Below are 14,788 nucleotides of genomic sequence, written 5' to 3' on the forward strand. Positions count from 1 at the left end.
GGACAAGCCCGGGCATGACGATGATGGAGAACGGACGAGCATGAGTCCCTTGCAGGGGGAGGTGGGGAGTTTGTCTGCCGCGCTCACGGGGTGCTCTCCATCACCGCGATGGCCTCTTCCTCGTCGGCGCCGAGATAGGCGGCGATCACCTTGGGGTCGTCGCGCACGGTTTGTGGCGTGCCCTCGGCAATCTTGACGCCGTAGTCCATGACCACGACGTGATCGGAGATCTCCATCACGACCGACATGTCGTGTTCGATCAGCAGGATCGAGGTGCCTTGCTCGGCGCGGATCGACAGCAAGAGCTCGTTGAGCGCGCCGCTCTCGCGCGCGTTCAGGCCGGCCGCCGGCTCGTCGAGACAGAGCAGCGCGGGCTCGGTGCACATCGCGCGTGCGATCTCGAGGCGCCGCTGGTCGCCATAGGGCAGGTTGCCGGCGGCGTCGTCGGCGCGCGCGAGCAGCCCGACACGACCGAGCCAGGTCCGCGCCAGCTCGATGGCGCGCTGCTCGGCCTGCCGCCATGTCGGCGCGCCGATCAGGCCGAGGAAGGTCAGCCCGGAGGCGCGCATCAGCGCGTTGTGCTGGGCGACCATCAGGTTCTCCAGCGCGGTCATGCCCGGAAACAGCCGGATGTTCTGGAAGGTGCGCGCGACCTTGGCCTGCCTGGAGATGCGGAAATCGTTCAACCGCTCGAGCTGGATCACACGGCCGTCGTCATGGGCCAGCCGGATGGCGCCGCCGCTCGGCCGGTAGAAGCCGGTGATGCAGTTGAAGACCGTGGTCTTGCCCGCGCCGTTGGGGCCGATCAACGCGGTGATCTTGCGCCGTTCAGCAGCAAAGGAGAGGTCGTTGACGGCGACAATGCCACCGAAGCGCATCATCAAATGGTCGACGGTGAGGATGTTGTCGCCGCTCATCCGTGGCCCTCCTTGACGAGGTCGGACGAGATCGCTTGCTGCCGCTCGAGGAACACGGTCGGCGCACGATGGCCGATCAGCCCGCGCGGCCGCCAGATCATCAGCAGCACCATGGCCATGCCGAACACCAGCATGCGGTATTGATCGAGGCCGCGGAACAGCTCGAAGCCGCCGATCATGGCAAGCGCTGCCAGCGCGACGCCGAGCTGCGGGCCCATGCCGCCGAGCACGACGATTGCGAGCACCAGCGCCGATTCCTGGAAGGTGAAGGATTCCGGGCTGATGAAGCCCTGACGGGTGGCGAAGAACGCGCCGGCAAGGCCGCCGAACATCGCGCCGGTGGCGAACGCCGTCAGCTTGGTCGTGGTGGTGTTGATGCCGAGCGCGCGGCAGGCGACCTCGTCCTCGCGCAGCGCCTCCCAGGCGCGGCCGATCGGCAGCCGGCGCAGCCGGATCGTCACCCAGTTGGTGATCAGCGCCATCGCCAGGATCAGGTAGAACAGGAAGACCAGGCGGTGGGTCGGCGAGAACTCGATGCCGAGCTTGGCGGCGAGCCCGTCATCGCTGTCGTCGAGCGGGATACCGAACACGGTCGGGCGCGGAATCCCCGATACGCCGTTCGGGCCGCCGGTCAGGTCCTGCCAGTTGATGATGACCAGGCGAATGATCTCGCCGAAGGCGAGCGTGACGATGGCGAGGTAGTCGCCGCGCAGCCGCAGCACGGGGAAGCCGAGCATCACGCCCCAGCACGCCGCCAGGATGCCGGCGAGCGGCAGGCAGACCCAGAACGACAGGTCGAAATTGGTGGCGAGCAGCGCGTAGGAATAGGCGCCGACCGCATAGAAGGCGACGTAGCCGAGATCGAGCAGGCCGGCGAGGCCGACCACGACGTTCAGCCCCCAGCCGAGCATCACATAGGTCAGGACCAGGATGGCGAGGTCGAGAATGTAGCGCTGGTCGTAGAAGATCACCGGGACGAACAAGGTGAAGGCCAGCAGCGCCGGCGCGAGCCAGCGCCCCACGAAGGACGTCGCGGCGCGCAGCGGCTTCGGAACGACCCGGTCGGTGTCGACCGGTCCCCACCATTGCCGCAACAGTTCGACGATGATGCTGCCGCCGAACACGGTCGCGACGATGGCGGCGAGATCGCCGAACCGCGTCCAGTAGATCAGACTGCCTTCCGGACCGGCTTCGGTGCGCGTGCCGATCATTAGCGAGAACAGCACCAGTGCGACAGCAGCGCTGACCAGGGCTTTCTTGAGGATGAAGGCGCCGCCCGAAGGCTGCGAGGCGTGGGGGCGGGCTGATGTCGCGCTCACGTAGTGCAGCCTCGTCAGACTTTTTCGACTTCGGGACGGCCGAGCAGGCCGGTCGGCATGAAGATCAACACCACGATCAGGATCGAGAACGCCGCGACGTCCTTGTACTCGACCGAGAAATAGGCCGACCAGAACGTCTCGATCAGGCCGATCGCGAGCCCACCGAGCATCGCCCCGGGCAGCGAGCCGATGCCGCCGAGCACGGCAGCGGTGAACGCCTTGATGCCGGCGACGAAGCCCATGAAGAAATCGACCAGGCCGTAATAGAGCAGGTACATCATGCCGGCGACGGCGGCGAGCGCGGCGCCGATCACGAAGGTCATCGAGATGGTGCGGTCGACATCGACGCCGAGCAGCGCGGCCATGGTCTGGTCCTGCTCGCAAGCGCGCATGTCGCGTCCGAGCCGCGTGCGCGAGACCAGCCAGGTGAACAGGGCAAGCACCACGATGGTGGCGAGCACCACCAGGATCTGGATGTTGGAGAGCTGCACCGCGAAGCCCTCTGCACCTTCATGCAGCGTGTAGCCGCCGGTGATGATCGGCGGCACCGGCTTAACCCGCGCGCCTTGCGACACCTGCGAGAAGTTGGTCAGCACGAACGACATGCCGATCGCCGAGAGCATCGGCGCGAGGCGGAACGAATGCCGCAGCGGCCGGTAGGCGATCCGCTCGATGGTCCAGCCATAAAGCGCGGTGATCGCCATCGAGACCAGCAGCACGATCAGGAGGATCACCGGGATCGCGGTGAGGCCGAGCGAGACCAGCACCAGGAACGAAATCAGGGCGATGAAGCCGCCGATCATGAAGATGTCGCCATGGGCGAAGTTGATCATGCCGACGATGCCATAGACCATCGTGTAGCCTATGGCGATCAGGCCGTAGATCGAGCCGAGCACGAGGCCGTTGATCAGTTGCTGGGCGAAATAATCCATGCGCTGCCGCTAGAGCCCGTTCGATTGAGAACCAAGCAGGCCCTCGTTTTGGGTTGAACGCGTTTTCTTCACGCGAACCGGTCTCCACTTCGCTTGAAAACGCTTCGTCGAGAGTGACGCGGCGAGGGCCCCGGCAGCCTGAGCCGACGCGTCGTGTCATTTTCTAACAGCGGAACTACGGCGGCGGCAACAGCGCCGGCTGCCGCGTAACGGGCTTGTACATAACTACTTTGGAGGGTGCGGTTCCGCTATCACAGGTCAGACAGGCCTTTGCCTTGCAATGATCACGCCGGAACTGTTGTTCCCGCGCAACTCCGGATCAGGCCGATGCGTTGCTTCCATGCCTCACGAAGCACAAGGGCGATACCGCATGAGCGGCCAGAACCAGAACCCGGGCCAGCAAGATCAAAAGCCGGGCCAGCAGAGCCAGACCCGGGTCAGATGCCCGGACAGCAGCAGGGCGGCGGCGCCAAGCCCGGCCAGCAGCAGCAGGATCCAGGCCGTCAGGGCCAGAACCCCGGCCAGCAGGGGCGCTAGTTCAGAAAATCTGAGAGCAGCGTTGACGGAAGGGCCTCGCCGTGAGGGGGCCTTTCATCTTTGCCCTTTTTGCCCCGTTTTGGCACGGGTACGGAACCGTCCCCGACAATCCCCAGACGAGTTAAGGTAAACAAAGGGTTTAAATTGCCGCTGGCCGTCTAACGGCGTTACGTCGCAAGCCGGATCGCCGCCCGCAACCAGGGGCCGCGCAAGCGTGGGAAGCGACATGTCCAGCAATTGGCGGATCAGTTCATGCAACGGCGCGCTGCTCGCGGCTTATTTCATTCCGGTGTGGACGCTCATCGCCTTCAACATCATGGTGTCGCCGATCCACGGGCTCTATGAGCGGCCGAGCGTATCGATCGCGCTGTACGCCAGCGACCATCTGCAGCTCGCCAAGATGGCGACCGTGCGGCTCGCCTGGCTCCTGGCACTGGCACGGATCACCGTGGTGGCGTTCTTCGCGGTCTTCCTGGTGATGCTCACCCGTCCATCGATGCGCAAGAGCGGCGGCTGCGACGAAGCGCTCGCCGTCGCGCTCTGCCTTGGCAGCGTGCTCAGCTTCACCAGCATGCTGCTGGCCTCGAAGGCCGGCGAGCTGGAAGCGCTGCGGATGCATGCGGCAGAGCTTCTGATGCTGCTCGGCACCGCGATCGTGATGCTGGTCGAGAAGCCGGTGAAGACCGCGGCCGGCGCCTCCGTGGCCAAGGCCGCCGCACCGGCCGGCAAGCTATCCCTTCAGCAGCCCTAATTCGGCGATGATCGCATTGGCTTCCTTGACGGCGTGATTGGCCGCCGGCACGCCGCAATAGATCGCCTGTTGCAGCAGGATTTCCTTGATGTCGTCGGGCGTGAAGCCGCCCTCAGTGAGCGCCGCCCGCACATGCAGGCGGAATTCGTCCCACTGGCCGAGCGCGACCATGGTGCCGATGACGAGCACGCGCCGCGTGCGATGATCGAAATGCGGCCGTGTCCAGATGTCGCCCCACGCATAGCGGGTGATCAGGTCCTGGAAGTCGGTGTTGAACGCGTTGCGGTTCTTGATCGACTTGTCGACCCATTCATTGCCGAGCACCTGGCGGCGCTGCGTCATGCCCGCATCGCGGCGTTGATTGTCGTCCATGGCTGTCTCCTCTCCGTCGGTCCTTCACCTCTCCCCGTGGGAGAGGTCGGCGCGAAGCGCCGGGTGAGGGGCTCAGGTGTTACGAGCGAGCGTAACCCTCACCCGGATCGCATCTTGCGATGCGATCCGACCTCTCCCGAAGGGAGAGGTGTTCGAATGCACGGCATTAGCGTTGCGTCAGGAAGCCGATCACGGCTTCGGTGAAGGCGTGCGACTGCTCGACATTGGAAATGTGCGCGGCATCGAGCAGCGTCATGCTGGCGCCGGGAATGCCGCTGCGGATCATCTCCGCCGCGGACACCGGCGTCGCCATGTCCTGCCGTCCCGCGATCACCAAGGTCGGGCTCTTGATGTCGGGCAGTAGCGCGCGCTGGTCGAGCGTGGAGAGCGCCTCGCAGCAGGCGAGGTAGCCCTCAACGGGAGAGGCGAGCAGCATCGCCTTCAGGCGCGCCGTGGTCTCAGGCTCGCGCTCGCGGAAATCCGCGGTCAGCCAGCCGGCGATCACGGTGTCGGCGACGGCCGCGATGCCGCCTTCCTTCACCGCCTTGATGCGGTTCAACCAGTTGGTCGGATCCGGGTAATAGCAGGAAGTATTGGCAAGGATCAGCTTGCCGAATCGTTCAGGCGCGTTGGCGCCGAGCCATTGTCCGACCATGCCGCCCATCGAGAGCCCGCACCAATGCACTTTCTCGATGTTGAGGTCGTCGAGGATCGCCAGCACGTCGCGGCCGAAGCGCTCCATCGAGTAGGGCCCGGGCGGCACGCTCGATTTGCCATGGCCGCGGCGGTCGTAGCGGATGACGCGGAACATCTGCGTCAGCGCCTTCATCTGCGGCTCCCACATCTGCAGGGTGCAGCCGAGCGAGTTCGACAGCATCAGCGTCGGGCCGCCGTCGCGGCCGTCGACCTGGACATTGAGCAGGCATCCGTCGGCGTCGATCATTGGCATTTTGTGCTCCCTCGTCGTGCGCGGGAAAAAGCGCGAAACGCGTCTTTCCTACATGCGACCCGCGCATCCGTCTAACAAGCGTCTCTTCGTGATGATGGATTGCCGGGTCAAGCCCGGCAATGACATCGTCGCTACTTTTCGTCCAGCGATGCGAGCAGGCGGTCGATCAGCGCCTGCGAGGCGCCCTGATAGGCCATCGGCTCGAACAGTCTTGCGAGTGCGGCGGCGTCGAGATGCGCGGCGACCCTGGCATCCGCGCTCAGCACGTCGCGCAGATGCTTCTTTTCGGCGACCGCGCGCTTGCTGGCGGCCTCGATCAGATGATGGGCGTCGCTCTTGCCGACCTTCTCGGCGAGCGCCATCGCCACCGCTTCCGCCATGATCAGCCCGCCGGTCGCGTCGAGATTGGCGCGCATCCGCGCCGCGTCGACCTCGAGCCCCTCGGCGAGATCGACGATCGCCGCAAGCGCCCCCGAGGTGACCAGCATCAGGGTCGGCAGGATCGGCCATTCCGCGTGCCACGGGCCGGCGCTGCGCTCGTGGTCCTGCACCTGCGCGGCAAAGATCGTCGCCGCGAGATTGGGGGCCATGGTGGCGGCGCCGAGCGCGTTGGCCGCGGCCACCGGGTTGCGCTTGTGCGGCATGGTGGAGGAGCCGCCGCGGCCGACGCCCGCAGGCTCGAAGGCTTCGGCGACATCGGTCTGCATCATCAGCGAGACGTCGCGCGCGATCTTGCCGCAGCTGCCCGCTGTTATCGCAAACACTGCGGCCGCCTCCGCGATGCGGTCGCGATGGGTGTGCCAGGGCGCGTCGGGCAGCGGCAGATCCAATTCCTGCGCAAGCTGCTCGGCGACCGCGAGACCCTTGTCGCCGAGCGCAGCCAGCGTCCCGGCGGCGCCGCCGAACTGCAATGCCAGCGTGTCCTTGCGCAGGCGTTGCAGCCGCGTGCGGGAGCGGTGCAGCGCCGCGGCGTATTCGGCGAGTTTCAGCCCGAACGGCATCGGCAACGCGTGCTGCAGCCAGGTGCGCGCCACCACGGCGGTGTTGCGATGCGCGCGCGCCAGTCTGGCAAAGCCTGTGACGGCGCGGTCGAGATCGACGAGCAGCGCGTCGATCCCTGTGCGCAGCGTCAGCATGGTCGCGGTGTCGATCACGTCCTGGCTGGTCGCGCCCCAATGCACGTAGCGGGCCGCCTCGTCATCGGCCTTGGCGACATTTGCGGTCAGCGCTTTGACCAGGGGAATCGCCAGATTGCCCGATCGCGTCGCGGCCTCCGCCAGCGCGGCGCGATCGATTGATTCGCTCCGGCAGGCGGCGCCGATCGGCCCCGCGGCTGGCCTGGGAATCACGCCGCGGGCGGCCTCGGCGCGGGCCAGCGCGGCCTCGAAGTCCAGCATGTTCTGCAGGTATGTGGCATCGTCGCATATCGCGCGCATCGCGGCGCTCGACAGCATCGGCGCAAGCAGGGGAGAGAGGGCTGTGCTCATGCGTGCGACCTAACCACTCCGGCGCGCCCATGCCAATGCCCGGCAATGGCGCGCCGGCGCTCTTCAACCACAACGCCGATTGCGCGATTTTGTGAATGGCGAGATCGTCTTGCTGCGGTTGCGAATATGCATCGCTCATCCTCCGAAGGTGCCCTTTCCTTTGTCCGCCGGCTGCTTTAGTTGGAAAGACGAAGGTTCTAGCGACGAGGAGGGTCCCCCATGGCCATGACGATGACCGGCGAAGTCCAGCTTGCGGCGGCGCGCCAGACCGTGTGGGACAAGCTCAACGATCCCGAGGTGCTGAAGGCCTGTATCCCCGGCTGCGAGGAGCTCGAGAAGACCGACGAGCATGGCTTCCGCGCCACCGCCAAGATGAAGGTCGGACCGGTCTCCGCCCGCTTCAAGGGCAAGGTGACATTGAGCGATCTCGACCCGCCCAACGGCTACAAGATCACCGGTGAGGGCGAGGGCGGCGTTGCCGGATTCGCCAAGGGCGGCGCCACCGTCGCGCTGGCCGACAAGGATGGCGGGACGCTGCTCAGCTACAACGTCGAGGCGCAGATCGGCGGCAAGCTCGCCCAGCTCGGCCAGCGCCTCATCAACGGCGCCGCCAAGAAGCTCGCCGACGAATTCTTTGCCAATTTTGCCAAGGCGGTGCAGGGTTAGAGCGTTTTCGAGCGAAGTGGACACCGGTTCGCGTCAAGAAAACGCGTCAAAACTAGAATCTTGAGCCTTGGTTCTGGTAAGACCAGAACCAAGGCTCAAGCCCTGCCGCCAGGCCGGATCATACCGGCCCGGCCATGCCCTGGATGAGTGGCTCGAAAGGTTGCTCATTGGGGGGGCCGCCCATATTATGCCGTCTGGAATGATTTAAAACCGCCTGTTCTGCCGATATGCGGCAGTGCAGATAAGAGAGTGCTGATGGCCAAGATTTCAATGATCGTGAACGGCAACCCCGTTACCGCGAACGTCGATCCCCGTACCCTTCTGGTTCAGTTTCTGCGTGAAAATCTGCGGCTGACAGGGACGCATGTCGGCTGCGACACCTCGCAGTGCGGCGCCTGCGTCGTGCATCTGGACGGCAAGGCAGTGAAGTCGTGCACCACGCTCGCGGTGATGGCCGACGGTCATGAGGTCAGGACCATCGAGGGGCTCGCGCCCGACGGCGCACCGCTGCATCCGATGCAGGAGGCCTTCCGTGAGCATCACGGCCTGCAGTGCGGCTTTTGCACGCCCGGCATGATCATGACCGCGGTCGACCTGGTCCATCGCAAGGGCCACGATCTCACCGACGAGGTGATCCGCGAGGAGCTGGAAGGCAATCTGTGCCGCTGCACCGGCTATCAGAACATCGTCGCTTCGATCGCCGCCGGCGCCAAGGCGATGGCGAAGTCGGACCTCGCCTAAAGCATGATCCGGAAAAGTGTGAAGCGGTTTTCCGAAAAGATCATGCTCCAGTAAATATCGCGACAAGCGATCAGGACATTCCAATGTACGAATTCAAATATCATCGTCCCGGGACCGTGCGGCAGGCCGCCAACCTCCTGGTGAAGAACGAGGACGCCAAGCTGATCGCCGGCGGTCACACGCTGGTGCCGGTCATGAAGCAGCGGCTCGCAAGCCCGCCGCATCTGGTCGACCTCTCCCACATCGAAGGCCTCGACACGATCGAGATGAAGGGCCGCTCGCTGGTGATCGGCGCCACCGCCAAGCATGCCGATGTCGCGACCTCGCCGATCGTCGGCGAGGCGATCCCGGCGCTTGCCGAGCTTGCCGGCGGGATCGGCGATCCGGCCGTGCGTCACCGCGGCACCATCGGCGGCTCGCTCGCCAACAACGACCCGACCGCCGACTATCCGGCCGCGGTGCTGGCGCTGGGCGCGACCATCGTCACCAACAAGCGCCGCCTCAAGGCCGAGGAGTTTTTCCAGGGCCTGTTCTCGACCGCGCTGGAGCCGGACGAGATCATCACCAGGGTGATGTTCCCGCTGCCGAAGAAGGCGGCCTATGTGAAATTCCGCAACCAGGCGTCGCGCTACGCGTTGGTAGGTGTGTTCGTGGCCAAGCGTCCGTCGGACGTGCGGGTCGCGGTGACTGGTGCGGGCTCGGACGGCGTGTTCCGTGTTACCTCGTTCGAGGAAGCTCTGAAGAAGCGCTTCTCGCACAAGGTGCTCGACGGCATGACCGTTCCGGCCGAAGGGCTGAACAGCGACTTGCACGGCAGCGCGGAATACCGCGCGCATTTGATCGGCGTCCTGGCACGCAGGGCCGTGGAAGCCGCGACCGCCAAGGGCTAAATACCAAGGCGTGATTTTGCTAACTCCTGCTTCAAGATTGGCTGTTCCATGAGTGCATCGGCGTTCCCCACTTCCGTCGATGCGCTCGTGGAGCTCTTGACCTCGCGCGGCTATCTCGCCGAGCGGTCGCTGGCGACGGTGACCTATCTCGCGCTGCGCATGGGCCGGCCGCTGTTTCTCGAGGGCGAGGCCGGCGTCGGCAAGACGGAGATCGCCAAGGTGCTGTCATCAGCGCTGGGGCGCAAGCTGATCCGCCTGCAATGCTATGAAGGCCTCGACGTCGCCTCTGCCGTCTACGAGTGGAGCAGTGCGGCGCAGATGATCGCGATCCGGCTCGCGGAAGCCTCCGGCGACACCGACCGCGATCAACTCGCAAGCGACATCTTCGCCGAGCGCTTCCTGATCAAGCGGCCGCTGTTGCAGGCGCTCGAGCCCGATGTCGCCGGTCCCCCGGTGCTCCTGATCGACGAGCTCGACCGCGCCGACGAGGCGTTCGAGGCGTATCTGTTGGAAATCCTCAGCGACTTCCAGGTGACGATCCCCGAGCTCGGCACCGTGAAGGCGCCGGCGCCGCCGATCGTGATCATCACCTCGAACCGCACCCGCGAGATCCACGACGCGCTGAAGCGCCGCTGCCTCTATCACTGGGTGGATTATCCCTCCGCCGAGCGCGAGCTTGCGATCGTCAAGTCGCGGGTGCCGAACATCTCGGCCAAGCTGTCGCAGCAGGTCGTCCGCTTCGTGCAGGCGCTGCGCAGCCAGGATTTCTACAAGTCGCCGGGCGTGGCCGAGACCATCGACTGGGCGACCGCGCTGTCCGAGCTCGACGCGCGCTCGCTGACGCCGCAGGTGGTCGGCGACACACTGGGCGCGCTGCTCAAGTACCAGGACGATATCGCGCGCATGCAAGGCGATGCGCTGCAGAAGACACTGAAGGACGCGACGAGCGATATCTAGCTCGTGCGTCGCATGTTGCGTCCGTCATTCCGGGGCGATGCGTCAGCATCGAACCCGGAATCTCGCGCCGCAATCTCCAGATTCCGGGTTCATGCTTCGCGTGCCCCGGAACGACAGGGTAACAACGATGGCGATCAATCACCTTGCGCCGCCGACCGGGCATATGGCCGACAATGTCATCGGTTTCGCTCGTGCGCTGCGGGCGGCCGGGCTTCCGGTCGGTCCGGGCGCGGTGATCGACGCGCTGAATGCGCTGCAGCTGATCGAGGTCGGCAACCGCGACGATTTCTACGCCACCCTGGAAGCGATCTTCGTCAAGCGCCACGAGCACGCGCTGATCTTCCGCCAGGCCTTTGACCTGTTCTTCCGCGCCGCGGAGGAATGGAAGAGCATGCTCGACTCGGTGCCGTTGCCCGACCACGCCAAGAAGAAGCCGCCGCCGGCCTCGCGCCGCGTCCAGGAGGCGATGTCGCAGCCGGCGACCCGCGAGGAGCGGCCGCAGGCCCAGGAGCAGGAGCTGAAGCTCTCGGTCTCCGACAAGGAGGTGCTGCAGAAGAAGGATTTCGCGCAGATGACGGCGGCCGAGATCGCCGAGGTTACGCGCGAGATCGCCCTGATGCGGCTGCCGCAGGCCGAACTCGTGACCCGCCGCTACCAGCCGGACGCGCGGGGCTTGCGGCTCGACATGCGCCGTACCGTCCGCAATTCCTTGCGCACCGGCGGGGAGATCATCGATCTCCGCAAGCTCGGCCGGATCGAGAAGCCGGCGCCGATCGTGGCGCTGCTCGATATCTCCGGCTCGATGAGCGAATACACCCGCCTGTTCCTGCACTTCCTCCATGCCATCACCGATGCCCGCAAGCGCGTCTCGGTGTTCCTGTTCGGCACCCGCCTCACCAATGTGACGCGGGCGTTGCGGCAGCGCGATCCGGATGAGGCGCTGGCGAGCTGCTCGTCCTCGGTGGAGGATTGGGCCGGGGGAACGCGGATCGCCACCTCGCTGCACAGCTTCAACCAGCTCTGGGCCCGCCGCGTGCTCGGGCAGGGGGCAATCGTACTCCTTATATCCGATGGACTAGAACGGGAGGCCGATGCCAAACTGGCCTTCGAGATGGACCGATTGCACCGCTCTTGCCGCCGCCTGATCTGGCTCAATCCGCTGCTGCGCTATTCCGGCTTCGAGGCCAAGGCCCAGGGCATCAAAATGATGTTGCCCCACGTTGACGAATTCCGCCCGGTACATAACTTGACGTCCATCAAGGGGCTGATCGAGGCGCTGTCATCCCCGCCGCCGGCGCATCATCGCAGCCTGATCCGCTCCGTAGCCTGAGAGGCATGATCCGAAAAAGTGGAAACCGGTTTTTCGAATAGATCATGCCCAAAAGAGGAGGCGCACATGCTCAACCGCGACGAAGACATTCTTCAGGCTGCCGAGACCTGGCAGAAGCAGGGCCACGGCGTGGCGCTCGCCACCGTGGTCGACACCTGGGGCTCGGCGCCGCGTCCGGCCGGCTCGAGCCTCGTCATCAATGACGAGGGCACCTTCCTCGGCTCGGTGTCCGGCGGCTGCGTCGAGGGCGCCGTTGTCACCGAGGCGCTCGACGTGATTTCGAGCGGCCAGCCCAAGATGCTGGAATTCGGCGTCGCCGATGAAACGGCCTGGAATGTTGGACTGTCCTGCGGCGGCACCATCCGCGTCTTCGTCGAAAAGGTCGGCTAGCCGTGAAACTGGAAACGCTGAAAGAGCTCAACGCCGAGCGCGCCGCGCGCCGCCCGGTTATCATCATCACCGACACGTCGAATGGCGAGCAGCGCCTGGTGAAGGCCAAGGACATCGCCGCCGATCCGCTCCGCTCCGAGCTCGCAAAGCAATTGCGGATGGGCAAGAGCGGCAATGTCGAGGTCGCAGGCAAGAAGCTGTTCCTCAACGTCTACGCGCCGACCGCCAAGCTCGTGATCGTCGGCGCGGTCCATATCAGCCAGGCGCTGGCGCCGCTGGCGCGCTCGCTGGACTATGACGTCACGGTGGTCGATCCGCGCACTGCCTTTGCCAGCCCCGAGCGCTTCCCCGACGTGCCGCTCGTGGCGGAATGGCCCGATGTCGCGCTGCCGCCGCTCAACATCGATCCCTACACTGCCTTCGTCGCGGTGACCCACGATCCGAAGATCGACGATCCGGCGCTGCTGCACGCCTTCGATCGCGGCTGCTTCTATATCGGTGCGCTCGGCTCGCGGAAGACCCATGCCAAGCGCGCCGAGCGGCTGCGCGCGCAGGGCGCGAAGGACAGCGACATCGCTCGCATCCACGCGCCGATCGGTCTCGACATCGGCGCGGTGTCGCCGGCGGAGATCGCGGTCGCCATCATGGCCGAGATCACCGCGCAGTTGCGCCTGCCTCCCAAAGAAAAAGAAGAAGCGGCATGAAGTTCGGTCCCGCCAGTCCGGCCGACGCGATTGGCGGCGTCACCGTGCACACGCTCCGCCAGGGCTCGCTGGTGCTCAAGAAGGGCACCACGATCGGCCCAGCGGAAGTCGAGGCCCTCAACAAGGCCGGCGTCAACGAGATCGTCGTGGTGCGGCTGGAGGAGGGCGACGTCTCCGAGGACGTCGCGGCTGCCAGCATCGCACAGGCAGTGGCGGGCGACGGCGTCAATGTTGAGCGCGCCTTCACCGGCCGCGCCAATCTGTTCGCCGCGCGCCCCGGTGTGCTCGTGGTCGATCGCGCCGCGGTCGACCGCATCAATGGCGTCGACGAGGCCATCACCTTTGCCACGCTCGCAGCCTTCAAGCCGGTGGTCGAAGGCGAGATGATCGCGACCGTCAAGCTGATCCCGTTCGGCGTCGAAGCCAGGCTGCGCGACGCGGCAGTTGCGGTGGCAGGCAAGGATACGTTGCGGATCGCGCCTTACGTGATCAAGAAGGTCGGCGTGGTCTCGACGATGCTGCCGGGCCTCGTGCCCAAGGTGATCGACAAGACGCTGCGCGTGACCGCGGAGCGGCTGGCGCCGGCCGGCGCTGCCATCATCGCCGAGCGGCGCATTCCGCATGATGAGGCGGCGCTTGCAGCCGCGATCAAGGAATTGCTCGGCTTGGGCGCCGAGCTCGTCATCGTGTTCGGCGCGTCTGCGATCGCCGACCGGCGCGACGTGATCCCGGCCGCGATCACCGAGATCGGCGGTGCGGTCGAGCATTTCGGCATGCCGGTCGATCCCGGCAATCTGCTTCTGATCGGCAGCGCCGGCGGCGTGCCGGTGCTGGGCGCGCCGGGCTGCGCGCGCTCGCCGGTCGAGAACGGCTTTGACTGGGTGCTGATGCGGCTCTTGGCCGGCATCAAGGTGACGCGCGCCGACCTCACCGGCATGGGCGTCGGCGGCCTCCTGATGGAGATCGTGACGCGGCCGCAGCCGCGCACCGTTCCGGACACCGAAGGCAACCGCAACGTCGCAGCGATCGTGCTCGCGGCGGGGCGCTCGACCCGGATGGGCGGCCCCAACAAGCTGCTCGCCGAGCTCGACGGCAAGAAGCTCGTGCGCATCGTCGCCGAGCAGGCGCTGGCCTCGAAGGCGTCGGAGGTGATCGTCGTCACCGGGCATCAGGCCGAATTGGTCGAGCAGGCGCTTGATGGCCTCAAGGTGAAATTCGTGCGCAATCCGGATTTCGCTGGCGGCCTCGCGAGTTCTGTGAAATCAGGCATCGCGGCGGTATCCGACAACGCCGACGGCGCCATCGTCTGCCTCGGCGACATGCCGTTGATCTCTGCGCATTTGATCGACCGCCTGATCGAGACCTTCGCGCCGGACCGCGGCCACCTGATCGCGGTGCCGGTCGCCGAAGGCCGTCGCGGCAATCCGGTGCTGTGGTCACGGCGCTTCTTCAAGGAGCTGATGACGCTGGACGGCGACATCGGCGCGCGTCATCTGATCACCAAGCACGCCGAGGTGGTCGCCGAGGTCCCGGTCGAAGGCGAGAGTGCCTTCCTCGACATCGATACTCCCCAAGCGCTGGAAGCGGCACGGCGCGGGTAGGAGCGCCTGAGAAATCGTCTCGTCCTCCTGAGCTGTCAGACCTCATCCTGAGGAGCCGCGCAGCGGCGTCTCGAAGGATGAATGGCACCAGCCGGGCCTCATGGTTCGAGACGGCGCTTCGCGCCTCCTCACCATGAGGGGCAAATGATTGTCATCTGCTCCCATTCACCATCTGGAAACGACCCCCGAATACAGTCGCCGCGGAGCTTGGGGGATTTCCGTCTTGATCATTTCGACCGCCGCCG

General features: G+C 65.6%; 15 protein-coding genes. 9 read left to right on the plus strand and 6 right to left on the minus strand.

Going from position 1 to position 14,788, the window contains the following annotated elements; translation table 11 throughout:
• Positions 1-83: 83 nt before the first annotated feature.
• From MTX23_RS13370 to MTX23_RS13380, 3 genes are read right to left on the minus strand one after another with little or no spacing between them, the layout of a single operon-like run.
• Positions 84-917 carry an ABC transporter ATP-binding protein gene (locus MTX23_RS13370; RefSeq protein ID WP_280977131.1) on the minus strand — a complete coding sequence of 278 codons (834 nt, stop codon included), beginning with the start codon at positions 915-917 and terminating at the stop codon, positions 84-86.
• Positions 914-2,245, minus strand: coding sequence for a high-affinity branched-chain amino acid ABC transporter permease LivM (gene livM / locus MTX23_RS13375; RefSeq protein ID WP_280978068.1), 1,332 nt, complete (start codon positions 2,243-2,245; stop codon positions 914-916). The genes MTX23_RS13370 and livM overlap by 4 nt, the downstream gene beginning before the upstream one ends.
• A gap of 5 nt (positions 2,246-2,250) precedes the next feature.
• Positions 2,251-3,168, minus strand: coding sequence for a branched-chain amino acid ABC transporter permease LivH (locus tag MTX23_RS13380; protein WP_066499910.1), 918 nt, complete (start codon positions 3,166-3,168; stop codon positions 2,251-2,253).
• A gap of 763 nt (positions 3,169-3,931) precedes the next feature.
• Between MTX23_RS13380 and MTX23_RS13385 the strand changes: the two genes are divergently transcribed.
• Positions 3,932-4,456 carry a hypothetical protein gene (locus tag MTX23_RS13385; RefSeq protein ID WP_280977132.1) on the plus strand — a complete coding sequence of 175 codons (525 nt, stop codon included), beginning with the start codon at positions 3,932-3,934 and terminating at the stop codon, positions 4,454-4,456.
• On the opposite strand, the gene MTX23_RS13390 is transcribed toward MTX23_RS13385, so the two are convergent.
• The 3 genes from MTX23_RS13390 to MTX23_RS13400 all read right to left on the minus strand — a co-directional run bounded on the left by MTX23_RS13390 (position 4,436) and on the right by MTX23_RS13400 (position 7,264).
• On the minus strand, positions 4,436-4,828 hold the full coding sequence (locus MTX23_RS13390) for a carboxymuconolactone decarboxylase family protein (RefSeq protein WP_280977133.1): 393 nt from the start codon (positions 4,826-4,828) through the stop codon (positions 4,436-4,438). The two genes, MTX23_RS13385 and MTX23_RS13390, sit on opposite strands and share 21 nt — an antisense overlap.
• A 166-nt stretch (positions 4,829-4,994) precedes the next feature.
• Positions 4,995-5,777, minus strand: coding sequence for a 3-oxoadipate enol-lactonase (gene pcaD / locus MTX23_RS13395; protein ID WP_280977134.1), 783 nt, complete (start codon positions 5,775-5,777; stop codon positions 4,995-4,997).
• Positions 5,778-5,908: 131 nt separating this feature from the next.
• Positions 5,909-7,264: a 3-carboxy-cis,cis-muconate cycloisomerase gene (locus tag MTX23_RS13400; protein WP_280977135.1), complete on the minus strand. Its 1,356-nt coding sequence runs from the start codon at positions 7,262-7,264 to the stop codon at positions 5,909-5,911.
• Positions 7,265-7,483: 219 nt separating this feature from the next.
• Between MTX23_RS13400 and MTX23_RS13405 the strand changes: the two genes are divergently transcribed.
• The 8 genes from MTX23_RS13405 (at position 7,484) to MTX23_RS13440 (ending at position 14,543) form a co-directional block, all read left to right on the plus strand.
• Entirely contained in the window at positions 7,484-7,930 is a 447-nt protein-coding gene (locus tag MTX23_RS13405) for a carbon monoxide dehydrogenase subunit G (protein WP_280977137.1), read from the plus strand.
• A 255-nt stretch (positions 7,931-8,185) separates the two neighbouring features.
• A complete protein-coding gene (locus MTX23_RS13410; protein ID WP_280977139.1) occupies positions 8,186-8,671 on the plus strand; it encodes a (2Fe-2S)-binding protein in 486 nt (161 codons plus the stop codon).
• Positions 8,672-8,754: 83 nt separating this feature from the next.
• Complete coding sequence (locus MTX23_RS13415) at positions 8,755-9,561, plus strand: xanthine dehydrogenase family protein subunit M (RefSeq protein ID WP_280977140.1); 807 nt, start codon at positions 8,755-8,757, stop codon at positions 9,559-9,561.
• 48 nt (positions 9,562-9,609) lie between these two features.
• A complete protein-coding gene (locus tag MTX23_RS13420; RefSeq protein WP_280977141.1) occupies positions 9,610-10,518 on the plus strand; it encodes a MoxR family ATPase in 909 nt (302 codons plus the stop codon).
• Positions 10,519-10,645: 127 nt separating this feature from the next.
• Positions 10,646-11,848, plus strand: coding sequence for a VWA domain-containing protein (locus MTX23_RS13425; RefSeq protein ID WP_280977142.1), 1,203 nt, complete (start codon positions 10,646-10,648; stop codon positions 11,846-11,848).
• A gap of 66 nt (positions 11,849-11,914) precedes the next feature.
• Entirely contained in the window at positions 11,915-12,238 is a 324-nt protein-coding gene (locus tag MTX23_RS13430) for an XdhC family protein (protein ID WP_280977144.1), read from the plus strand.
• 2 nt (positions 12,239-12,240) lie between these two features.
• Positions 12,241-12,942: an XdhC family protein gene (locus MTX23_RS13435; RefSeq protein ID WP_280977145.1), complete on the plus strand. Its 702-nt coding sequence runs from the start codon at positions 12,241-12,243 to the stop codon at positions 12,940-12,942.
• A complete protein-coding gene (locus MTX23_RS13440; protein WP_280977146.1) occupies positions 12,939-14,543 on the plus strand; it encodes a molybdopterin-binding/glycosyltransferase family 2 protein in 1,605 nt (534 codons plus the stop codon). The genes MTX23_RS13435 and MTX23_RS13440 overlap by 4 nt, the downstream gene beginning before the upstream one ends.
• Positions 14,544-14,788: the final 245 nt, after the last annotated feature.

It is taken from the genome of Bradyrhizobium sp. ISRA436 (assembly GCF_029910015.1).
Taxonomy (GTDB): Bacteria; Pseudomonadota; Alphaproteobacteria; order Rhizobiales; family Xanthobacteraceae; genus Bradyrhizobium.